At 54.0% G+C, this 22366-nt stretch carries 21 protein-coding genes; 13 read left to right on the plus strand and 8 right to left on the minus strand.

Annotated elements, in window-relative coordinates; all coding sequences use genetic code 11:
• The 9 genes from hybA (at window position 1) to FD428_RS03510 (ending at window position 7248) form a co-directional block, all read left to right on the plus strand.
• Window positions 1-987, plus strand: a complete 987-nt coding sequence (hybA, locus tag FD428_RS03470) for a hydrogenase 2 operon protein HybA (RefSeq protein ID WP_024130950.1) — start codon at window positions 1-3, stop codon at window positions 985-987.
• A complete protein-coding gene (gene hybB / locus FD428_RS03475) occupies window positions 977-2155 on the plus strand; it encodes a Ni/Fe-hydrogenase cytochrome b subunit (protein WP_012135128.1) in 1179 nt (392 codons plus the stop codon). Before hybA ends, hybB begins: the two co-directional genes overlap by 11 nt.
• Window positions 2152-3855, plus strand: a complete 1704-nt coding sequence (hybC, locus tag FD428_RS03480) for a hydrogenase 2 large subunit (protein WP_012135127.1) — start codon at window positions 2152-2154, stop codon at window positions 3853-3855. The genes hybB and hybC overlap by 4 nt, the downstream gene beginning before the upstream one ends.
• Window positions 3855-4349 (plus strand): HyaD/HybD family hydrogenase maturation endopeptidase, encoded by a 495-nt coding sequence (locus FD428_RS03485; protein ID WP_058668111.1) that lies wholly within the window; start codon window positions 3855-3857, stop codon window positions 4347-4349. Before hybC ends, FD428_RS03485 begins: the two co-directional genes overlap by 1 nt.
• Window positions 4342-4833 carry a hydrogenase-2 assembly chaperone gene (gene hybE / locus FD428_RS03490; protein ID WP_114848337.1) on the plus strand — a complete coding sequence of 164 codons (492 nt, stop codon included), beginning with the start codon at window positions 4342-4344 and terminating at the stop codon, window positions 4831-4833. The genes FD428_RS03485 and hybE overlap by 8 nt, the downstream gene beginning before the upstream one ends.
• Window positions 4826-5167, plus strand: coding sequence for a hydrogenase maturation nickel metallochaperone HypA (gene hypA, locus FD428_RS03495; RefSeq protein ID WP_012135124.1), 342 nt, complete (start codon window positions 4826-4828; stop codon window positions 5165-5167). The genes hybE and hypA overlap by 8 nt, the downstream gene beginning before the upstream one ends.
• A 17-nt stretch (window positions 5168-5184) precedes the next feature.
• Complete coding sequence (gene hybG, locus FD428_RS03500) at window positions 5185-5433, plus strand: hydrogenase maturation factor HybG (RefSeq protein WP_012135123.1); 249 nt, start codon at window positions 5185-5187, stop codon at window positions 5431-5433.
• A gap of 79 nt (window positions 5434-5512) precedes the next feature.
• The gene (locus tag FD428_RS03505) at window positions 5513-6565 is read left to right on the plus strand and encodes an ABC transporter substrate-binding protein (protein WP_114848336.1); all 1053 of its coding nucleotides are present in this window, start codon (window positions 5513-5515) and stop codon (window positions 6563-6565) included.
• The gene (locus FD428_RS03510; protein ID WP_110493823.1) at window positions 6565-7248 is read left to right on the plus strand and encodes a molybdate ABC transporter substrate-binding protein; all 684 of its coding nucleotides are present in this window, start codon (window positions 6565-6567) and stop codon (window positions 7246-7248) included. Before FD428_RS03505 ends, FD428_RS03510 begins: the two co-directional genes overlap by 1 nt.
• Before the next feature lie 96 nt (window positions 7249-7344).
• Here FD428_RS03510 and yghU read toward each other — a convergent pair whose 3' ends face one another.
• The gene (gene yghU, locus FD428_RS03515) at window positions 7345-8214 is read right to left on the minus strand and encodes a glutathione-dependent disulfide-bond oxidoreductase (RefSeq protein ID WP_049011849.1); all 870 of its coding nucleotides are present in this window, start codon (window positions 8212-8214) and stop codon (window positions 7345-7347) included.
• 221 nt (window positions 8215-8435) lie between these two features.
• Here yghU and FD428_RS03520 point away from each other — a divergent pair, with 221 nt between their 5' ends.
• From FD428_RS03520 to FD428_RS03530, 3 genes are all read left to right on the plus strand, one after another.
• A complete protein-coding gene (locus FD428_RS03520) occupies window positions 8436-10724 on the plus strand; it encodes an FdhF/YdeP family oxidoreductase (RefSeq protein ID WP_114848335.1) in 2289 nt (762 codons plus the stop codon).
• A 158-nt stretch (window positions 10725-10882) separates the two neighbouring features.
• A complete protein-coding gene (gss, locus tag FD428_RS03525) occupies window positions 10883-12745 on the plus strand; it encodes a bifunctional glutathionylspermidine amidase/synthase (RefSeq protein WP_012135118.1) in 1863 nt (620 codons plus the stop codon).
• Window positions 12746-12927: 182 nt separating this feature from the next.
• Complete coding sequence (locus tag FD428_RS03530; protein WP_012135116.1) at window positions 12928-13983, plus strand: NAD(P)-dependent alcohol dehydrogenase; 1056 nt, start codon at window positions 12928-12930, stop codon at window positions 13981-13983.
• Window positions 13984-14034: 51 nt separating this feature from the next.
• Here the strand turns inward: FD428_RS03530 and FD428_RS03535 are convergent, their stop codons facing one another.
• Window positions 14035-15012, minus strand: a complete 978-nt coding sequence (locus FD428_RS03535) for an AraC family transcriptional regulator (RefSeq protein ID WP_223849108.1) — start codon at window positions 15010-15012, stop codon at window positions 14035-14037.
• 107 nt (window positions 15013-15119) lie between these two features.
• Window positions 15120-15950, minus strand: coding sequence for an alpha/beta fold hydrolase (locus FD428_RS03540; RefSeq protein WP_012135114.1), 831 nt, complete (start codon window positions 15948-15950; stop codon window positions 15120-15122).
• A gap of 188 nt (window positions 15951-16138) precedes the next feature.
• On the opposite strand from FD428_RS03540, the gene FD428_RS03545 reads away from it, so the two are divergent.
• On the plus strand, window positions 16139-16564 hold the full coding sequence (locus tag FD428_RS03545) for a MerR family transcriptional regulator (RefSeq protein WP_058668106.1): 426 nt from the start codon (window positions 16139-16141) through the stop codon (window positions 16562-16564).
• Between the two features lie 54 nt (window positions 16565-16618).
• Here the strand turns inward: FD428_RS03545 and FD428_RS03550 are convergent, their stop codons facing one another.
• The 5 genes from FD428_RS03550 to FD428_RS03570 form a co-directional block, all read right to left on the minus strand.
• Window positions 16619-17659, minus strand: a complete 1041-nt coding sequence (locus FD428_RS03550; RefSeq protein ID WP_223849107.1) for a fimbrial protein — start codon at window positions 17657-17659, stop codon at window positions 16619-16621.
• The gene (locus tag FD428_RS03555) at window positions 17650-20151 is read right to left on the minus strand and encodes a fimbria/pilus outer membrane usher protein (protein WP_114848333.1); all 2502 of its coding nucleotides are present in this window, start codon (window positions 20149-20151) and stop codon (window positions 17650-17652) included. The genes FD428_RS03550 and FD428_RS03555 overlap by 10 nt, the downstream gene beginning before the upstream one ends.
• A gap of 11 nt (window positions 20152-20162) precedes the next feature.
• Window positions 20163-20840 carry a molecular chaperone gene (locus FD428_RS03560; protein ID WP_114848332.1) on the minus strand — a complete coding sequence of 226 codons (678 nt, stop codon included), beginning with the start codon at window positions 20838-20840 and terminating at the stop codon, window positions 20163-20165.
• Window positions 20841-20886: 46 nt separating this feature from the next.
• Window positions 20887-21405 carry a fimbrial protein gene (locus FD428_RS03565; RefSeq protein WP_012135109.1) on the minus strand — a complete coding sequence of 173 codons (519 nt, stop codon included), beginning with the start codon at window positions 21403-21405 and terminating at the stop codon, window positions 20887-20889.
• A gap of 72 nt (window positions 21406-21477) precedes the next feature.
• Entirely contained in the window at window positions 21478-22050 is a 573-nt protein-coding gene (locus tag FD428_RS03570) for a LuxR C-terminal-related transcriptional regulator (protein ID WP_012135108.1), read from the minus strand.
• Window positions 22051-22366: the final 316 nt, after the last annotated feature.

Consider the following 22366-nt stretch of genomic DNA (forward strand, 5'->3'; position numbering starts at 1 on the left):
GTGAACAGACGTAACTTTATTAAAGCAGCCTCTGGCGGGGCATTGCTGCTGGGCGCGTCGCCGTCCATCAGCCATGCGGCTGCGGAAAACCGTCCGCCTATCCCGGGTTCCCTGGGGATGCTGTATGACTCGACGCTGTGCGTGGGCTGTCAGGCGTGTGTGACCAAATGCCAGGATATCAACTTCCCGGCGCGTAACCCGGAAGGGGCGCAAACCTGGTCGAATAACGACAAGCTGTCGCCTTACACTAATAACATCATTCAGGTGTGGCATAGCGGAAGTGGCGTCAATAAAGATCAGACAGAGAACGGCTACGCGTACATTAAGAAACAGTGTATGCACTGCGTTGACCCTAACTGCGTCTCCGTTTGCCCGGTATCCGCGCTGAAGAAAGACCCGAAAACCGGCATCGTTCATTACAACAAAGACGTCTGTACCGGCTGTCGCTACTGCATGGTCGCCTGCCCGTACAACGTGCCGAAATACGACTACAACAACCCGTTTGGCGCGCTGCACAAGTGTGAACTGTGCAACCAGAAGGGCGTTGAACGCCTGGACAAAGGCGGTCTGCCGGGGTGCGTTGAGGTATGTCCGGCGGGCGCGGTGATTTTTGGTACGCGAGAAGAGCTGATGGCGGAGGCGCAAAAACGCCTGGCGCTGAAGCCTGGCAGCGAATACCACTATCCGCGCCAGACGTTGCAGACTGGCGATACGTATCTGCATACCGTACCGAAGTATTACCCGCATCTGTACGGTGAAAAAGAGGGCGGCGGCACGCAGGTGCTGGTGCTGACTGGCGTTCCTTACCAGAATCTGGATCTCCCTCAACTGGCCGATCTGTCAACTGGCGCGCGTTCTGAACACATTCAACACACCCTGTATAAAGGCATGATGCTGCCACTGGCTGTGCTGGCGGGCTTAACCGTGATGGTTCGTCGTAATACGAAAAACGAGCATCACGACGGAGGAGACGATCATGAGTCATGATCCTAAACCGCTGGGCGGGAAAATAATCAGTAAACCGATCATCATCTTCGGGCCGCTTGTCGTCCTGTGTATGCTTCTCATTGTGAAACGTCTGGTCTTCGGGCTGGGATCGGTCTCCGATCTGAACGGCGGCTTCCCCTGGGGCGTGTGGATCGCTTTTGACCTGCTGATCGGCACCGGCTTCGCGTGCGGCGGTTGGGCGCTGGCGTGGGCGGTGTATGTCTTCAACCGGGGGCAATACCATCCGCTGGTGCGCCCGGCGCTGCTGGCAAGCCTGTTCGGTTACTCTTTGGGCGGGCTGTCGATCACCATTGACGTTGGTCGTTACTGGAACCTGCCGTATTTCTACATCCCAGGGCACTTCAATGTGAACTCGGTGCTGTTTGAAACGGCGGTCTGTATGACCATCTATATTGGCGTGATGGCGCTGGAGTTTGCCCCCGCGCTGTTTGAACGTCTGGGCTGGAAAGTCTCGCTTAAGCGTCTGAACAAAGTGATGTTCTTTGTTATCGCTCTCGGGGCGTTGCTGCCGACCATGCACCAGTCGTCAATGGGATCGTTGATGATTGCCGCCGGTATTAAAGTACATCCGCTGTGGCAGAGCTATGAAATGCTACCGCTGTTCTCATTGTTCACCGCCTTCATCATGGGTTTCTCCATCGTTATTTTTGAAGGCTCTCTGGTGCAGAGCGGCTTAAAAGGCAACGGCCCGGATGAGAAAAGTTTGTTTATCAAGCTGACCGGTACTATCAGCGTTTTCATCGCGCTGTTCCTCGTGTGCCGTTTCGGTGAACTGATTTACCGCGACAAGCTCTCTTATGCGTTTGCCGGTGACTACTACTCCTTGCTGTTCTGGGTTGAAGTCCTGCTGATGGTCTTCCCGCTGGTGGTGCTCCGTCTGCCGAAACTGCGCGGCGACTCGCGGATGTTGTATCTGTCCGCCCTCAGTATGCTGCTGGGCTGCGCAACGTGGCGTATGTCCTACTCGCTGGTGGCGTTCAATCCCGGCGGCGGCTACCACTACTTCCCCACCTGGGAAGAACTGCTGATTTCTATTGGTTTTGTGGCTATTGAGATTTGTGCATACATCTTACTCATTCGTCTACTGCCGATACTTCCTCCATTAAAACAAAACGATCACAATCGTCATGAGGCGAGCAAAGCATGAGCCAGAGAATTACTATTGATCCGGTAACCCGTATTGAGGGTCATTTACGCATCGACTGCGAAATCGAGAACGGTGTGGTGTCAAAAGCATGGGCATCCGGCACCATGTGGCGCGGCATGGAAGAGATCGTGAAGAATCGCGATCCGCGCGATGCCTGGATGATTGTGCAGCGTATCTGTGGCGTATGTACCACGACCCACGCGATCTCTTCCGTTCGTGCGGCGGAGAGCGCGCTGAAGATTGACGTTCCGGTCAATGCGCAGTACATCCGTAACATCATTCTGGCGGCGCATACTACCCATGACCATATTGTGCACTTCTACCAGCTTTCTGCGCTGGACTGGGTGGATATCACCTCTGCGCTGAAGGCCGATCCGGCGAAAGCGTCGGCGCTGTTGAACGGCGTGTCGAGCTGGCACCTGAATAGCGCGGAAGAGTTCACGAAGGTGCAGAACAAGATCAAAGACCTCGTTGCCAGCGGCCAGTTAGGGATTTTCGCTAACGGCTACTGGGGACACCCGGCGATGAAACTGCCGCCGGAAGTGAACCTGATTGCGGTCGCGCACTATCTGCAAGCGCTGGAATGCCAGCGTGACGCCAACCGCGTGGTGGCGCTGCTGGGCGGTAAAACGCCGCACATCCAGAACCTGGCGGTGGGCGGGGTGGCGAACCCGATCAACCTCGACGGTCTCGGCGTGCTGAACCTTGAACGCCTGATGTACATCAAGTCCTTCATCGACAAGCTGAGCGACTTTGTTGAGCAGGTTTACAAGGTGGATACGGCGGTAATCGCGGCGTTCTATCCAGAATGGCTGGAGCGCGGAAAAGGCGCGGTTAACTACCTGAGCGCGCCGGAATTTCCGACCGACGGTAAAAACGGCAGCTTCCTGTTCCCTGGCGGCTATATCCAGAATGCGGATCTGTCGACGTATCGCCCGATCGCCTCGCATTCCGATGAATACCTGATTAAAGGGATTCAGGAGAGCGCGAAGCACGCCTGGTACAAAGACGAAGCGCCGCAGGAACCGTGGGAAGGGACTACCGTCCCGGAATACACCGGTTGGTCTGATGACGGTAAATACTCGTGGGTTAAGTCCCCGACCTTCTACGGCAAAACCGTTGAAGTGGGGCCGCTGGCCAATATGCTGGTTAAACTGGCGGCGGGACGCGAGTCCACGAAGGCCAAACTGAATGAAATCATCGCGATCTACCAGAAACTGACCGGCAAAACGCTGGAAGTGGCGCAACTGCACTCCACGCTGGGGCGTATCATTGGCCGCACCGTTCACTGCTGCGAATTGCAGGGTATTCTGCAAAATCAGTACAGCGCGCTGATCGCCAATATCGGGAAAGGCGACCACACCACGTTCGTCAAACCGGATATCCCGGCGACGGGTGAGTTTAAAGGGGTGGGCTTCCTTGAGGCGCCGCGCGGTATGCTCTCTCACTGGATGGTCATTAAAGACGGCATTATCAGCAACTACCAGGCGGTGGTTCCGTCCACCTGGAACTCCGGTCCGCGTAACTTTAACGATGAAGTGGGGCCGTACGAGCAGTCGCTGGTGGGGACGCCGATCGCCGATCCAGAAAAACCGCTGGAAGTGGTGCGTACCATTCACTCCTTCGACCCTTGCATGGCGTGCGCGGTGCACGTAGTGGACGCTGACGGGAACGAAGTCGTCTCAGTTAAGGTTCTGTAATGCGGATTTTAGTGTTAGGGGTCGGCAATATTTTGCTGACCGATGAAGCCATCGGGGTGCGTATCGTTGAAGCGTTAGAACAGCGGTACATCCTGCCGGATTTCGTGGAGATCCTTGATGGCGGCACGGCGGGAATGGAGCTTCTCGGCGATATGGCGGACAGAGATCACCTGATCATCGCGGACGCCATCGTGTCGAGAAAGAACACGCCGGGAACCCTTATGATCCTGCGTGATGATGAGGTGCCTGCGCTGTTCACCAACAAAATCTCACCGCATCAGCTTGGCCTGGCCGACGTTCTGTCGGCCCTGCGCTTCACTGGCGAGTTTCCGAAAAAGCTGACGCTGATCGGCGTGATCCCGGAATCGCTGGAGCCGCATATCGGCCTGACGCCAACGGTTGAAGCGATGATTGAACCTGCTCTGGCGCAGGTTCTTGCCGCGCTGCGCGAGTCGGGCGTTGAGGCTATTCCACGGGAGGCTGCGCATGTCTGAGGAGATTTCAGGGTTCCCGTCCTCTCCGAGAATGCAGGTTCAGGCGGCGTTTGAAGAGATTGCCCGACGCTCAATGCACGATCTCTCGTTTTTGCACCCGAATATGCCGGTGTATGTCTCTGACTTCACCCTGTTTGAAGGGCAGTGGACGGGCTGCGTGATCGCGCCGTGGATGCTGAGCGCGCTGATTTTTCCCGGCCCCGATCAGCTCTGGCCGGTACGCAAAGTCAGTGAAAAACTCGGATTACGTCTGCCGTATGGCGCGATGACCTTTACCGTTGGTGAACTGGACGGGGTTTCGCAATACCTCTCCTGCTCGCTGATGTCGCCGCTCAATCACGGTATGTCGGCGCAGGAGGGGATGCGTCTGGCGGACGACTGCGCGCGGATGCTGCTGTCGCTGCCGGTCAGCGATCCCGATGCGCCGCAGCTGGCAGGGCGTCGTGCTCTGCTGTTTGGACGCCGGAGCGGCGAGCATGCATGAGCTGTCCCTGTGCCAGAGCGCGGTTGAGATTATCCAGCAGCAGGCGGAACAGCATGGCGTGACGCGAGTCACCGGCGTATGGCTGGAAATTGGCGCGCTCTCGTGCGTTGAAGAGAGCGCCGTGCGCTTCAGCTTTGATATCGTTTGCCAGGGTACGCTCGCGCAGGGGTGTGCGTTGCACATCGACTATAAACCCGCTCAGGCGTGGTGCTGGGATTGCAGCCAGGCGGTTGAAATCACGCAGCATGACGCGCAGTGTCCACACTGTCAGGGCGATCGCCTGCGGGTGGATACCGGCGACTCGCTGAAAGTGAAAAGTATTGAAGTGGAATAACGTCCAGGTGGTTAACTATGTGTATTGGAGTCCCGGGGCAGGTTCTGTCCGTTGGTGAAGATATTCACCAGCTTGCGCAGGTTGAAGTGTGCGGCATCAAGCGTGATGTGAATATTGCCCTGATCTGCGAAGACAGTCCTGCAACGCTGGTGGGGCAGTGGGTGCTGGTGCATGTGGGATTTGCCATGAGCATCATTGATGAAGAGGAAGCCAAAGCCACATTAGACGCGCTACGCCGAATGGAGTATGACGTTACCAGCGCCTGATAATCCCTGAAGGCAATCTATCAAGCGGCCTTGCAATCGTTGTATACTAATATATATATCGTTTGTGAGGACATCTCCCATGTTTAAATCCTTACGCCAGCTCTCCCTGCTGGCGTTGCTTTTTTCCCTGCCGTTTATGGCTCAGGCCGAGCGTACGTTTACCGATCAGATTGGTCGCCAGGTTACCGTCCCGGATACGGTGGATCGCGTGGTGGTACTCCAGCATCAGACGCTGAATTTGCTGGTGCAGATGAACGCCACCGACAAAATTGTTGGCGTGATGGCGAACTGGAAACAACAGCTTGGCGACGGTTATGCCCGCCTGGCGCCGGAGCTGACAACGAAAGCCGCGTTGGGTGATTTAACCCACGTTGATGCGGAAAAACTGGTCGCGCTGCATCCGCAGGTGGTGTTTGTCACTAACTATGCACCGCAGGAAATGATCGACAAAATCAGCAGCCTGGGCATTTCGGTGGTGGCGATTTCTCTGCGCCATGATGCGGCGGGCGAACAGGCTAAAATGAACCCGACAATGACGGATGAAGAACAGGCTTACGATCAAGGGCTGCGTGAAGGGATCACGCTGATCGGCGATATCGTCAATAAACCTGACGAAGCAAAAGCGCTGATTGCCGCAACGGATGAGGGGCGCAAGATGGTGAGCGATCGCCTGAAAAACATCCTGGAAGATCAACGCGTTCGCGCCTATATGGCGAACCCGGAACTGACCACCTACGGCTCCGGTAAATATACTGGCCTGATGATGGCGCACGCGGGGGCGTTGAACGTGGCGGCATCGACCATCAAAGGCTTTAAGCAGGTCGCGATGGAACAGGTTATCGCCTGGAATCCGCAGGTGATTTTTGTTCAGGATCGCTATCCGAAAGTGGTGGATGAGATCCTGCAAAGCCCGCAGTGGCAGGTGATTGATGCGGTGAAAAATCATCGCGTCTATCTGATGCCGGACTACGCGAAGGCCTGGGGCTATCCGATGCCGGAAGCGATGGGCATTGGCGAGCTGTGGATGGCGAAAAAACTCTATCCGCAGAAATTCCAGGATATTGATATGCGCAAGGTCGCCAATGACTGGTATCAGCGTTTTTATCGCACTGACTATCAGGGCGTTGACTGATGAAAATCCTTGCCGCAGGCAGCCTGCGTGCCGTCTGGCAACCGCTAATGGCCTGTTTTCAGGCAGAGACGATCCGCTGTGATTTCGGCCCGGCGGGATTGCTGCGTGAACGGATTGAAGCCGGTGAGCCGTGCGACTTTTTCGCCTCGGCTAATGTGGCGCATCCGCAGGCGCTGCTGGCGAGCGGGCGGGCGCTGTCGGTTTCGTCCTTTGCGCTGAATCGCCTCTGCCTGACCGTGCGTGCTGACGTTATGCGGGAGGGCGACGACTGGCGGTCGTTGCTGATGCGCGAGGATCTGCGAATTGGCACATCAACGCCGGGCTGCGATCCTTCCGGTGATTACACGCAACAGCTTTTTTCGCGAATGGGAGCCGTCGGCGAGGCGATCCGCTCGCGTGCTGTGGCGCTGGTCGGCGGCCGGGATTCTTTGCCGCTTCCCGCCGGAGCGCTGGCGGCGCAATGGTTAATCGACCACGATTACACGGATGTTTTTATTGGTTATGCCAGCTATGCCCCCAGACTGCGGCAAATCAGTACCCTGCGCGTGGTTGATATTCCTGAACCGTATAATCCGATCGCTGAGTATGCGTTTGCCTGTCTGACGGCGCGCGGAAAACCGCTTGCCGAATTTCTGCTTTCCACTCCGGCAGGACTGATTCTCATGCAACATGGGTTTAATTAAACGCCGACTATCACAAACCCGTAGGCCTGATAAACGAACGCCATCAGGCAATATAACACCTGATGGCGACGTTAAAATCTCATCCGGCGTCACGGTTTAGCTCTGACGCTTATCTTCGGTTTGTGTGTCGAAGTCGCTGGCGTCGTGACGCTCATGAAGCTGCTCGTTGAGCGGCCCGTTGGTGCGGTTCACAATGCGTCCGCGTTTGACCGCCGGACGTTCCGCAATCTCTTTCGCCCAGCGCTGTACGTGCTTATAACTTCCCGCATCCAGAAATTCTGCGGCGTCATACACGTTGCCGAGCACGACATTGCCAAACCACGGCCAGACAGCCATATCGGCAATGGTGTACTCATCGCCCGCCACATACGGATGACGCGCCAGCTGCTTATCCAGCACGTCCAGCAGACGCTTGGCTTCCATCGTAAAACGGTTGATCGCGTACTCTATTTTCACCGGCGCGTAGTTGTAGAAGTGACCAAAGCCGCCGCCGAGGAACGGCGCCGCCCCCTGGAGCCAGAACAACCAGTTCAGGGTTTCGGTACGTTTAGCGAGATCCTGCGGCAGGAAATAACCAAATTTTTCCGCCAGGTAGAGCAGAATTGCGCCGGACTCAAAGACACGCAGCGGCGGGTTCTGCGAGTGGTCGCGCAGCGCCGGGATTTTTGAGTTTGGGTTCACATCGACAAAACCGCTGGAGAACTGATCGCCGTCGCCAATGCGAATCAGCCAGGCGTCATACTCTGCGCCCGTCACGCCCTGCGCCAGCAACTCCTCCAGCATGATGGTCACTTTCTGGCCGTTTGGCGTTCCCAGGGAGTAGAGCTGTAGCGGATGCTTGCCGACGGGCAACGTCTTGTCGTGAGTCGGGCCAGAAACGGGACGGTTGATATTGGCGAATGCGCCGCCGCCTGCGGATTTATCCCACGTCCATACTTTTGCGGGTTGATAAGTATTCTCTGACATGTTGACCTGCCTTCTGGGTTGGTGTGTTGAAGCAGTGTAGCAGTCGGAGGCCATGCGGTTTAACAGATTGGGACATTAAGCGCCGGTTTTTTCGCTGGAAGGGGAACACAATATAACTCGTTAATTGTAGCCCGCCTGTACTCCATCAAGAGGAAATCAATATCAGACGGAAATTGTTACCGTACTCGCCATTAAAAATTGGCAGTGAATAAGCAGTAACAATGAAAAATGGTGTTCCAGGAGTAAGCGGTTATCAGGGCCCGGCGGGCGGCTGGGGAGCCGTGAAAGCGGTCTCTGCGTCGGTGTTTTCCCAAAAGGCCGTCACGCGCGATATTATCGCGATGTTCAAAATGAATCAGGTCAAAGGCTTTGACTGCCCTGGCTGCGCATGGCCTGACCCTGGCCATCGGGCGCCGATGGAACTTTGTGAGAATGGCGTCAAAGCGGTCTCCTGGGAAACCACCAGCAAGAAAGCCTCACCGGCGTTTTTCCGTCGTCATCCGGTGTCCACCTTATGGCAGTACAGTGATTACGAGCTGGAAAATATTGGCCGCCTGACGCACCCGATGAAATATGATGCCGTAACCGATACCTGGCAAGCCGTGGAATGGGACATCGCGTTTCAGGAAATCGGCGAACGCCTGCGCAGCTACGATTCCCCGGAACAGGTAGAGTTTTATACCTCCGGCAGAACCTCGAATGAAGCGGCGTTCCTGTATCAGCTGTTTGCCCGTGAATACGGCAGCAACAACTTCCCGGACTGTTCCAATATGTGCCACGGCCCGACCAGCGCAGGGCTGACGCGCGCTATTGGTCTGGGGAAAGGCACCGTTGAACTGGCGGATTTTGACCGCTGCGATCTGGTGATTTGCATCGGGCATAATCCGGGAACCAACCATCCTCGTATGCTGACCACGCTGCGCGATGTGGCAAAGCGCGGCGCCAAAATTATCGCCATCAATCCGCTGGCGGAGCGAGGACTTGAACGCTTTAGCTTCCCGCAAAGCCCTAAAGAGATGCTCACCGGCCAGGCGACCGAACTCAGCAGCAGCTACTACCAGGTGAAAATGGGCGGCGATGCGTCGTTGCTCAAAGGCATGATGAAGGCGCTGATTGAAATGGATGAGGCGCGGGTGCTGCTAAACCAGCAGCCTTGCCTCGATCATGAGTTTATTGCTGCGCATACCGCCGGTTATCAGGCGCTGTATGATGACCTGCGCCAGTGCAACTGGGCGGAACTGGAAGCAGATTCAGGTCTGACGCGCAGCCAGATGGAAGATTTAGCGCACAGCTACAATAAATCGCGCGCCACCATCATTTGCTACGGCCTGGGGATCACCCAGCATAAAAACGGCACCGGGAATGTGCAGCAACTGGTTAACCTGCTGTTGCTGAAAGGCAATATCGGAAAGCCGGGCGCGGGTATCTGCCCGTTGCGTGGGCATTCCAATGTGCAGGGCGACCGTTCGGTAGGGATTAACGAAGCGGCGTCAGACGCCTTCCTGCAACGCCTTGAAGCGCGTTTTGCCATTACCGTTCCTCGTCAACACGGCCGCGCCAGCGTGGAGAGCATTCGGGCGATAGAGCGGGGCGAGGCTAAGGCGTTAATCTGCATGGGCGGCAATCTGGCCGTGGCGATGCCGCAGCCGCAGCGGACGTTTGCGGCAATGCAAAAGCTGGATATGCAGGTGCATGTGGCAACCAAACTGAACCGCTCGCACCTGCTGCTGGCGAAGCATAACTATCTGCTGCCCGCGTTGGGCAGAACGGAGCGCGACCTTCAGGCGACGGGGATTCAGTCCGTCACCGTCGAGGATTCGATGTCGATGGTGCACGCCTCCTGCGGCTCTCTGAAACCGGCTTCGCCGTGGCTGAAATCGGAACCTGCGATTGTGGCGGGAATGGCACGCGCCACGCTTGCGCGCTCGCCGGTGAACTGGGAAGAGATGGTGGGAAACTATGCTCTGATCCGCGACGCCATTGAAGCCGTTATTCCGGCGTTTCATGACTACAATGCCCGCATTGCCGCGCCGGGCGGATTTCGCATGGACACGCCTGCCTCGCGCCGTGAGTGGCATACCGGGAATGGCAAAGCCAACTTTGTCGTTAGCCAGCAGCGCGCCGTTGAGCGTCAGCAGCAACCCGCTGATGCGCTGGTGCTGGCAACGCTGCGCAGCCACGATCAGTACAACACCACCATTTATGGCCTGAATGACCGTTATCGCGGCATTACTGGCCGCCGTGACGTCGTGTTTTTAAATGCGGCGGAAGCCAGGGCGCGCGGTCTGGCGCAGGGTGATGTGGTGACCATTCAGGCGCTGGACGATCATGGCCGCCCTTGTGAGGATCGCGCGATGTGCGGGCTGACGGTCGTGATCTACAACATGGCGGCAGGATCGATTGGCGCCTATCTGCCGGAAGCGAATGTGCTGTTGTCTTTGGATGCGGTCGATAGCGAAAGCCTGACGCCAGCCTATAAGAGCGTGCCGGTGGTTATCAATAAAACATAACATCGTTCCCGCTATGAATTTTTTGTCTCTGTGCGCCGTCTGGCCGGGTAGAGGTGTATGATGAATCGACCTCTGTCCGGTTAGTGTTATTGAGCAGGCAAGCAGAGCGAAAAATTCACGCCATACTGCTCAGGCTGTATTGTTTTGAGGTAAGGTGCATGAGCAAAGGAACGACCCGTCAGGATGCCCCATTCGGGACATTATTGGGCTACGCCCCCGGTGGCGTAGCAATCTACTCTTCAGATTACAGCTCCCTCGACCCACGGGAATACAGCGATGATGCCGCGTTTCGCAGCTACATCGGCAACGAGTATATGGGCCATAAATGGCAGTGCGTTGAGTTCGCCCGCCGCTTTCTCTTTCTCAATTATGGGGTTGTGTTCACGGATGTCGGCATGGCGTGGGAGATCTTCTCGCTGCGTTTCCTGCGCGAAGTGGTGAACGACAACATCCTGCCGTTACAGGCGTTCCCCAATGGTTCGCCCCGCGCGCCGGTCGCTGGCGCGCTGCTTATCTGGCAAAACGGCGGCGAGTTTAAAGATACCGGCCATGTGGCGATCATTACCCAGTTGCTGGATAACAAGATCCGTATCGCCGAACAGAATGTGATCCACACGCCGCTGCCCCCAGGGCAACAGTGGACCCGCGAGCTGGATATGGTGGTGGAAAACGGCTGCTATACCCTGCGCGATACCTTTGACGACACCACGATCCTGGGCTGGATGATTCAGACCGAGGACACGCAGTACAGCCTGCCTCAACCAGACATCGCCAACGATTCACTGAAGATTCGCGGCGCGCGGCTGGAAGAGAAAGGGCAGTTTGACGGCAAATGGCTGGATGAGCGGGACCCGCTGCAAAAAGCCTATGTGCTGGCGAACGGGCATGTGATTAATCAGGACCCGCATCAGTATTTCACCATTACGGAAAGCGCCGAGCAGGAGCTGATTAAAGCCACCAACGAGCTGCATCTGATGTACCTGCATGCCACCGACAAGGTGCTGAAAGACGATAACCTGCTGGCGCTGTTCGACATTCCGAAAATCCTCTGGCCGCGTTTGCGCCTCTCCTGGCAGCGTCGTCGCCACCATATGATCACCGGTCGTATGGATTTCTGTATGGATGAACGCGGCCTGAAGGTGTATGAGTACAACGCCGATTCCGCATCATGCCATACCGAAGCGGGGCTGATCCTCGAACGCTGGGCCGAAAAGGGCTACACCGGGAAGGGGCATAATCCGGCGGAAGGGTTGATCAACGAACTGGCGGGCGCATGGAAACACAGCCTCGCGCGTCCTTTCGTCCACATCATGCAGGATAAGGACATTGAGGAGAACTATCACGCCCAGTTTATGCAGCAGGCGCTGCGCCAGGCCGGGTTTGAAAGCAAAATTCTCCGGGGACTGGATGCGCTGCGTTGGGATGATGCCGGTCAGCTGATTGACGGCGATGGCCGCCTGGTGAACTGCGTCTGGAAAACCTGGGCGTGGGAAACCGCAATTGAACAGGTGCGTGAAGTCAGCGAGACGGAATACGCCGCCGTGCCGATTCGTACCGGCCATCCTGAAAATGAAGTGCGGTTGATTGATGTGCTATTGCGACCGGAAGTGCTGGTGTTTGAACCGCTGTGGACGGTGATCCCCGGCAATAAGGCTATTTTGCCTATCCTGTGGTCGCTCTTCCCGCATCACCGCTATTTGCTGGATACCGATTTCACGGTTAATGACGAACTGGCGCGCACCGGTTATGCGGTGAAACCGATCGCCGGGCGCTGCGGCAGCAATATCGATCTGGTGAGCCATCAGGAAGAGTTACTCGATAAAACCAGTGGGAAATTTGCCGCGCAGAAAAACATTTACCAGCAGTTGTGGTGCCTGCCAAACGTGGCCGGGAAGTATATTCAGGTCTGCACTTTCACCGTTGGCGGCAACTATGGCGGTACGTGCCTGCGTGGCGATGATTCGCTGGTTATCAAAAAAGAGAGTGATATCGAGCCGTTAATTGTGGAGAAAGGGGAATAGCCTCTTCTGAAAAAGAGCCCGGGGCATGATGCGCCAGCGTCCGCCCGGGCCATTCAATGACAGGGGATTCGTAACAGACGTTCTGTCGGGAGTATCAGGCAATCATCCGGCAGGATTAGGCTCACTCTGCCATTCATCAAACCGCTACAGTTTCAGGTGGAAAACAAACAACTGGAGCTGCTATGAAAACCATCGGTTATGCTGCATTAAACGCGACTACGCCACTGGCCCCTTTTACGTTTGAACGACGCGCATTGCGTGCCAATGATGTGGCGATCGAGATCCTGTGGTCAGGCGTCTGTCACAGCGATCTGCATCAAACCCGTGACGACTGGAAAGAGTGGGGCGCGACGATTTACCCCTGTATTCCCGGACACGAAATCATTGGCCGGGTGATTGATGTCGGCAGTAAAGTGACGCGTTATCAGGTCGGGCAACAGGTGGCGGTCGGAACCCTTGTCGATAGCTGTCAGGAGTGCGATCAGTGCCGCAGGCACGAAGAGCAAATGTGCCGTGAGTTTCCGACGGTGACCTATAACGGGCGTGACCGCATCTCAGGAGACGTCACTTACGGCGGTTACTCGAAACATATCGTGGTTCGCGAGGAGTTTGTCCTGAATCTGCCGGAAGGCCTTGATCCGGCCAGAGCGGCGCCGTTGCTTTGCGCGGGCATCACCGTTTACTCGCCGCTGCGGACCTGGAACGTTGGCCCCGGCTCGCGCGTAGGGGTGATTGGCATCGGTGGCCTGGGGCACCTTGCGGTTCGTCTGGCGGCCGCTTTGGGCGCAGAGGTGACGGTTATCACCCGCAGTGAGTCAAAAGCGAAAGAGGCGCATGAGCTGGGCGCCGAACACGTTCTGCTCTCGACTTCCGCAGAGGCGATGAATAACGCGGCGTCCTCTTTTGATGTGATTATTGACACCATCCCGACGCGCCATGATGTTTCACCCTACGTTCAGCTACTTGATGTGGAAGGGGCGCTGGTTATTGTCGGTAATCTGGGGAATATGGAAGGGTTCAGTACCTTGCCGCTGATTCTGGGGCGTCGTCGCATCACGGGTTCACCGTCTGGCGGGATTGCACAAACGCAGGAGATGCTGGATTTCTGCGCCCGTAAAGGTGTGTACCCGGAGTGTGAGATCATCGATATCCAGCAGATTAACCAGGCTTTTGAGCGTATGGAGCGGGGTGATGTGAAATACCGCTTTGTGATTGATATGGCTTCACTGTCGAACTGACGGTAAGCAACGCATATCGGATCGACTGTTTTGCGGTCCGATATGCGTGTATCAGCGCGGTATCCCGGTCAACGTTCCCGCTTCCCGGACGCGTTCTGCGCCTTTCAGCGACTGCACTTTATCGCCGATTGGCGTGATGCCGAACAGGCGTTTGTACTCCCTGTGAAACTGACTGACGCTTTCATAACCCACTCTGATGGCCGCTGTCGAGGCATCCACATTATCTGACAACAACAGGCGTCTGGCTTCATGGAGCCGTAATTGCTTCTGATACTGCAACGGGCTCATGTTGGTCATGCGACGAAAGTGGTGATGCAGCGTCGAAACGCCCATTCCTGCAATCCCGGCCAGATCCTCCATTTTTAATGGTTGGGAATAGTGCGTGCGTAACCAGTTGATTGCGGAAGATATCCTCTGGCTGCTCGATCCTGTCAGTACGGTTTCCCGCAGCGTCATACCTGCCGGGCTGGTTAAAATGCGATACAGAATTTCCCGCTGAATCAGGTTGCCGATATACCCTTTATCCTGCGGGCGTTCTGCGAGCGTGATGTAGCGCAGTATGGCGTCAAACAAAAAACGGTCGGCATGGCTGAGCGAGAGTCCTTCGCCTGCGAATCCCACGTCATTGCCGTGCTGTTCCATATCAACCAATACTTCACGCGCAACAGATAAATCCAGTTCCAGCAACAGCGATATAAAAGGACGCTCGGCGCTGGCCTGCATCACTTCGGCGACGGTTGGCAGATTGACCGCCGTCAGAAGAAAACGGGATTCGTTGTACACATAGGCCGTATCGCCTAACGTGACGCGCTTTTCTCCCTGGAGGATCAGCGACACGCTGGGCTGGTAAATATAAGAAAGCGGCGGCATTGGGCCGTGGAGTTCAGCAACGCTCAGACCGGGGAACGGGTAGACGACCCGTTCCTGATGTTCGGTATATGTTCTGACTTTTGCGGTAATTTCGTGGCGCAACGATGCGGTGTCCTGCCGCAGGCGATCATCCTGTGAGTTCGGGCGGTGATCCAGCATGGTCAGACTCCTCAACATAGGTTCGTATGTTTTAAACTGGAATGCAGCCGCCCGCGACCCCTTTTTTTGCTAATTGACTTGCCAGCCCATCCGTCGTGGTCGGTGCATCAGCTATTCACAAAGGCCAGCAGGTCGGCGTTAACCCGATCTGCATGCGTGGTGGGGATGCCGTGCGGGGCTCCCTTGTACGTATTCAGCGTACCGTTTTTGAGCAGCCCGGCTGAAAGTACGCCGGAATCATGGTAGGGAACGACCTGATCGTCATCGCCGTGGATAACCAGAACCGGGATAGTGATACGCTTGAGATCTTCCGTGAAATCCGTCTGCGAGAACGCGACGATACCGTCGTAGTGCGCTTTGGCTCCCCCCATCATTCCCTGACGCCACCAGTTCCAGATGACCGCCTCAGACGGACTGGAACCCGGACGGTTGTAGCCATAGAAGGGACCCGCAGGGATATCGTAATAGAATTGCGCCCGACTGGCGGCCAGCTGCGCCTGGAAGTCGTCAAACACCGACCGGGGCGTACCCTGCGGATTGCTGTCGGTTTTTACCATCAATGGCGGAACTGCGCTGATCAGCACGGCCCTGGAGACGTTATCTTCGCCGTGACGCACGATATAGCGCACGACCTCGCCACCGCCGGTTGAATGCCCGACGTGCATTGCGCCCTGGACGCCTAAATGCTTAACGACTGCGGCAACGTCATCGGCATAATGATCCATGTCATGACCGTCCCACACCTGGCTGGAACGTCCATGACCACGCCTGTCGTGCGCGACGACCCTGAACCCCTTGTCCACGAAAAACAGCATCTGAGCATCCCAGTCGTCGCTGGAGAGCGGCCAGCCGTGGTGGAAGAAGATCACTTTTCCCTCTTTCGGCCCCCAGTCCTTATAGAAAATGTCAACGCCATCGCTGGTTGTTACGTAACCCATATCGTTTCTCCGGTTCAGTAAGTTGTTAAAGGGAGAGACTTGTCTTGCGCGTAGCGCCAGGACGTTGGCTCCCGAAAAAAGGAGAAACGTCAGGGTCTGCGCGCTCGTCCGGCAACGATCTTCTGTTGACCGTTTAGAGAGTATAAGTTTAAAGTTAACTTTAAGGTCAAGAGAGGTCTGTAAACGGTATGAAGATTGGTGAACTGGCAAAAGTAACGGGGCTTACGCCCTCCCGTATTCGGTTTTACGAAGCAGAAGGGCTGATCAGTCCTCCTCAGCGTCAGAGCAACGGGTATCGTAATTATTCGGCGGAGGTGGCGAATCTGCTGAAGATTATTGATAACGCTCAGCGTGCCGGTTTTTCACTTGAGCAGATCCGCTGCTTTTTACCGCAGGAGCAGAAAAAGTGGGATCACGAGGGGCTGATACAATCCCTGGAGAAGCGTATCGCGGAGATCGAACTCATGCAGAAGCAGCTTGAAGAGAGCAAGAGCGAGTTGCTGAGTCTGATCGCCAGTATTGCAAACCGGCCTGACGGTATTTCCTGTGAGGACAACATGCAGCGGCTGATAGGGCAATTGCGTAATCCGGCGACCGCCACGGAAAACCGGTAAAATAAATGGCGAGGGGACGTGGTTCAGCTTCGGTCTTGCCGCCCCCTCACTGTCTTATTGGTATGTCATGGTAAATGACAAAACGCCATTCGCTGCACCGGTCGTGATGGTGTCTCCGGTCTGGTAATAACGCGCTTTCAGCGGCACCGTGAATCCGCCGCCGGAGGATGAAGTGCCAACGGCGACATCAGAACCCAGCGCCATCGGCTGATTGTTATAAAGTAATTGGATTCCCACGCCCGTGGCGGCATTATTTCCGCCAATGGTTTTCAGCACGCCTTTGCTCGCATCAAAAATATCGCCTTCCATCTTAACGCTGACCTTTGTTCCGGCATTACAAACCATCGGCAGATCGAAAGACTGCGTGTGTGCGTCTCCCGGTGTGGTGCCTTTGCCATTAAAGGCTTGTTTATCCACGTCCTGCATATTCACGGGGATAAACGTCGTTTGTAGATTACAGGCTGGCGTGGTAACCGTGAACGCGTTGATATTGACGGAAGATTCGGGTGAATGCCACAGCAGCGCGTTATTTAACATAACCAACGATCCCACGGTTCTTGCCGTTATGGTTCCAGACCCGGTTTCGGCTGCCGTCTTATAAAACGTCACGATAACCACGCCATCCAAATTGCTGTTCACCATCCCCGCCATATTTTCACAGAGCTTAGCGGTATTTATGTCTCCCCGTATGGTATTGCTTCCCGTAACGGTCACGATGCCTGCGGCACATTTTGTCGTTGCGGCGGACAGGGAATACCCCACGCCGCTAATGTTCGTTTTATATATCTGACGCCCGTTGAGTGACGAATCGAATGTGCCAATGGCTCTGATACCAAAAATCTGCCTGGATATAACGCCCTCAGCGGAGTCCCAACAGTTAAAGGCATTAATTGTCGGTGTAATAACCTGTGTTCCTATTATTGAGCCTACAGGGAGATCCCGCGAGATAGTTACATTCTGCGGTGAGATCGTTGTTGTTGACGTAACCGTAGTGCAGTTCCACGCCAGGGCGGTGTGTGAAAATAATCCCAGCGAGGTAAAAATTAAGCTGATTAAAATTCGATACATTTTTCTTTCTCTCCAGATCAGTGGCATTGCGCAATGACTGTTTGCGGTTTGTCAGCGATCTGCGTTATCTGATACGTTGCCTGACAACTTCCCTCGGCCCAGTTAACGATCACGCTTCCTTTTTCCGGTACGCCGTTGAGCCAGACGCGTTTGCGATCGTCAACCATTCCTTCTGGAATGTTGTCGTGATTTTTAATACGGGTCGTCGCGCCAAACGGAATCTCTTTCCCGGTGAACTGAAGCATGACCTTATAACCGGTGACGGTAGGGTAATCAGCCAGCGCCAGCGCGCCTTTGGTCGGTACAACGGTGTAGGTGTCATTCAGCACATCGGTATGCGGGTTCAGCGATGCGGTATCCAATGACAGACTGTTCTGCCGATACGGCGTGACATACGGCACCACGGCAAAACCTCTGCTGTCGGTGTAAATCCCGCTGTTATTCGCCACTTTCACATCCGCCGCGTTGTCCGCTTTCACCAGTGCCATAGTTTCGCCAAGAGGCTGCGTGGCCGAGACGCCGTAAGGGTGAACCACAATGCCGCCCATCGCCCCAACCGACATCTGGCGGTTATCGCGAGAGTAGTTGTAACCAAGCTGATACTCGCCATGACGGCCTTTGTAATTGACGGAAGCGCTTCCCATCGCATCCGAGCCTTTGCTGTTGTAGCCCTGCTGCACGTTCCAGCTCAGGTTTTTATCTTCCAGCGCTGAACCGGATAACCCCACCTGCGAAGTCGTATCGCCTTTTTTGTTGCTGTTCCCGGATACCGTCATCCAGCTGTCTGGCAGGAAACGTGAGAGCGGAATCTGCATCGTCAGAGAGACGATATGATCGTTTTCATTGTGCCAGGGACCGCGTGAATAGCTGTAGTTCAGGCCGTAGTTGATATTGTTTATGCTGGTGTTGTAACCCACGTTAACGCTGCGCTCGGTGTCGCCGCCCCAGTAATCCTGTTGCCAGGCGGAGAGGTTTATATTTCCCCAGTCGCCAAGTCGCTGGTTCAGCGTCACCTGCGCCTTGCTGCGTTTGTTCCGTTCATAGCGCCAGCTGTTGCCTTCACGTATTGTGTCGCTCCCCATTCGAAAGGTATTCACGTCCCCGTTCGCTTCCTGGAAATCACGAAAACCTGATGAGGAATAGCGATAGCCCATCAAACTGAATGAGGTGCCTGTCGAAGCAAAGTCTTTGGCGTATTGCGCGCGTAGCGACACGCCTTCTTCTGTCTTACCGGGCATTTGCGTACGGGCGAAAGTGGCGTCAAAAGAGAGCGAGCCGAATTCACCGAACCCTTTTCCGATCCCCAGTGCTCCGGCCCAGTAATCTGCGGATGCCAGCGTGCCGCCATATATCGTGCTATCCCAGGGTAAACCGTAGCTCAGCGTGCCCTGTAGAAATTCCGGCTCTTTATCTTTGCTGTTTGCCGCGCGATATTTCCCTGCTGCCAGCGCATATTTGAACTGACCTTCGCGTTGCATCACCGGCACCGCGGAAAATGGCTGAATAAACTGATGCACCGACCCATCCGCCTCACGTACCGCCACTTCCAGATCGCCGCTGGCGGTGGTCGGGTACAGGTCGTCAATCGCGAACGGGCCTGGCGGCACATAAGATTGCCAGATAACGTTGCCACCCTGACGAATGGTGACCTGCGCGTTGGTTTGTGCAATACCGCGTACCACGGGAGCAAAACCACGGACGCTTTCCGGCATCATGCTGTCATCTGAATAAAGCTGCGCGCCGCGAAAATTCACGCTGTCGAACACACCGGCCTGCGTATAGCCATCGCCTATGCTGAACTGACTTTTCAGAGCCTTAATGTCACGCTCCAGTGATGTGCCAAGGGTGTTCCAGTGACCAGCGCCATCGTTGTTGTTATAAGTGGCGTAATGACGCAATCGCCAGGGCCCAACGTTAATACCGCTACGTAGGTTCAAATAGCTGTCGTTACTCGACTTGTCGCTGCCATGCGTGTTAGCGCCTGAGAAGTTGTAGTTCAGGAACAGCATATTCAGTCCGTCATCCCACCGCTCAGGCGATACCGACCCCCGGGGATCGCGCTGTAGATACTCCTGCGGTACGGAGAGATCCAGGCGCATCCCGTCAAACTGGAAAATAAGCTGGCTGCCGGGAAGCAGTTTGCTGAGGTGTTCAACGTTCGCGGTATCTGCTATGTGCATCCATTCAGGTTGTGCATTGCGCTTAACGCCCCATTGCACCAGATCTGCACGAGTCAACACCGGTATTAACCCACTCTTACTGTCAATAAATGAAATATCCTGTGATGCCAGATAATTTCCATTTACATAGACATCAACGTGATAGACGCCAGGCACCTGCCCGTCAGCTTCATTAAAACGAGAAATATCAATATCACGCGGGATATTTCCACGGGTTTCAATAAAATCTGGAGAGAAATAATCGTCAGCCAGTACAGCAGGAGTATGCGTACACAGATAAATAAGTGTGGATAACCGAGTTAATTTAGCAAAACCCGAAACTGCATTGACATGAAACATGGCTTTGTAACCTACATTTTAAATTTATGTTCAGCCGTAATGCCTCCGAAGTCATTAATCGCACGCCACGATACTTCACCACCCGTTACCGCCGACTGAGGTAGCGATACCGTTTGAAATGGTAAAACCATTGGAGGTTTTGCTAGTTGTTTCCCATTCACCTTGATGTCGTATAGCGACACGCTATACGGCGAGGGGTTATGCACACTTAACTTTCCACCCACGCTTGAAAACGTTAGCTGCTGATACGCAAGCGAAGGGTCGCCTTTTAATCCTGCCGGACGATAAAACAGCTTCATTTTACTTTTGACCGCAATCAATAATTCATTTTTAGCATCCGGTGATGACGAAGGGATTGCTTTAATATTCAACCAGTAAACACTTTCTCTGTCCGTAGGGAGCGTGTCGCCTGATAACATAACGCGTACTGAATTCTGCGCCTGCGAATTTAATTTGAATAAAGGCGGTGTGGTGATGAATGCATTGTCACTGTCATCGCCATTTTCACTTTTGCTCACCCATGACTGAATTAAATACGGCTTGTTATCTGGATTGTTAACGCTGATTGCCGCCTGATTGCCACTGCTGTTATAAATAAGCCGGGTGCCGCCTATTTCCACACCGCTTATTGCCGTTGCGGAGATAAACAAAAGACCAACGGCAATCTTTTTATAGACTTTCTGAAACATGAAGAGATCCTGAGTGAATTACTCAGGGCCGCGAAGGGCCCTGCTTTTACTGGTAAATAACGGTAAACGCGGTTGAAGAGTTTGCCGTACCCGCGCCAACAGCGCCGGTTGCCATATATTTGGCAAAGTAAGTCAGTGTGTTATCAACATCTTCTTCCAGCGCTACGCTGGAGGATGCGGAACCCACAGGGATCAGCGTTGAGTTGTCCTGCTCATAAATCGCGACACCAACATTCGACGCTGTCTGCCCATTGCTCAGTGCTAAAATAGAAGGGTTAATCGTGTCGGTGATGCCATCAAAACGAATACTGGCGTTGGAAATGCTGGCCGGGCAGGATTTCAGCACAATATTAAAACGCTTCGCCGCCGCCGTTGCTCCGCTACCGCCTGAGAATGCGGTTGTCGCGACAGTCCCCAGGTTGACAGGCTGCGCAATCGCAGAGGTATCCACCACACAGGCCGTACCGGTGATGCTGCCAGTAAAACTAATTACGCCGTCAGCAGCATTTGCTGCCTGAAATACAGAGAGCGATAAAATCGCGGAAATCAGTGCAATCTTTTTCATATAAGATCCAGTTAGTTAAGTTAATATTTAAGAAATAATATACTGATACTTTAAATGTTAATTAATAATGTGCTAATTCCCTCCAGTGAAATACTTATCTGACGAATGACATTGTCTGATTAACGAAATACTGTGTTCGCAGGTGTCCTGCTTATAACTTTCTACTCGTGCGATAGTTCGGTACAAAGATATACGATTGCCGACCTGAAGTTTAAAAACCAAACTGCGCCGGTGGGCATAAAATGTCTTAACCGTCATACCTAATTGTTTACCAATCTCATTCGCATCAAGCCCTTTTTGCATACATGAGAGCACTTCGCTTTCTCGCATTGAAAGCGTGTACTTCACCCGATAAATATATCGGGAATCATTGACAAACAGGCAGGACAGAATTTCATTAAGTCGGCTTCGCTTATCAACAAACGTAATACTCCGTAGATGTTTTAATGCATAGTAGTCAAGATCATTGCTTATAAACGCAATAATCTTCCTGTCTGCAAAAAAATGCTCTTTAACCTGCAGGAGGTTTGTTGTCTCAACATCTACTATGTAGTAATTTTCATCAATCAACTCCGATGTTAACAGCGTACTGATACCGACGATAAAAAAATAATCATCAGAAAAAACGGAGTTTGACAAATCCATAAAACTTCCCTTTTTGGCATGCCCTCTTTGGTTATTTAACGCCAGAAATTCACCTCATGTTTCTTTGTGAAATTTACAGAAAATAAAATCAGATGACACCACAAAAATAATGGATTTCGAATATAATCATAAAAACGATCGTTTCTTCTATTTGTTCCCTTTCAAAAGAACAACAATCCACTGATTGCCGTCTTTATTGAAATAAAAAACTATTTATGTACCATAAAGATGAAATTTAACACTATCACTATTGATAGGTGTGGTTTAATGGTTTGATGTCATTTGATAGTTGAAACTTGAAATGACGGTAAAAATG

The organism is Citrobacter sp. TBCP-5362, from assembly GCF_005406305.1.
GTDB lineage: Bacteria > Pseudomonadota > Gammaproteobacteria > Enterobacterales > Enterobacteriaceae > Citrobacter_B > Citrobacter_B koseri.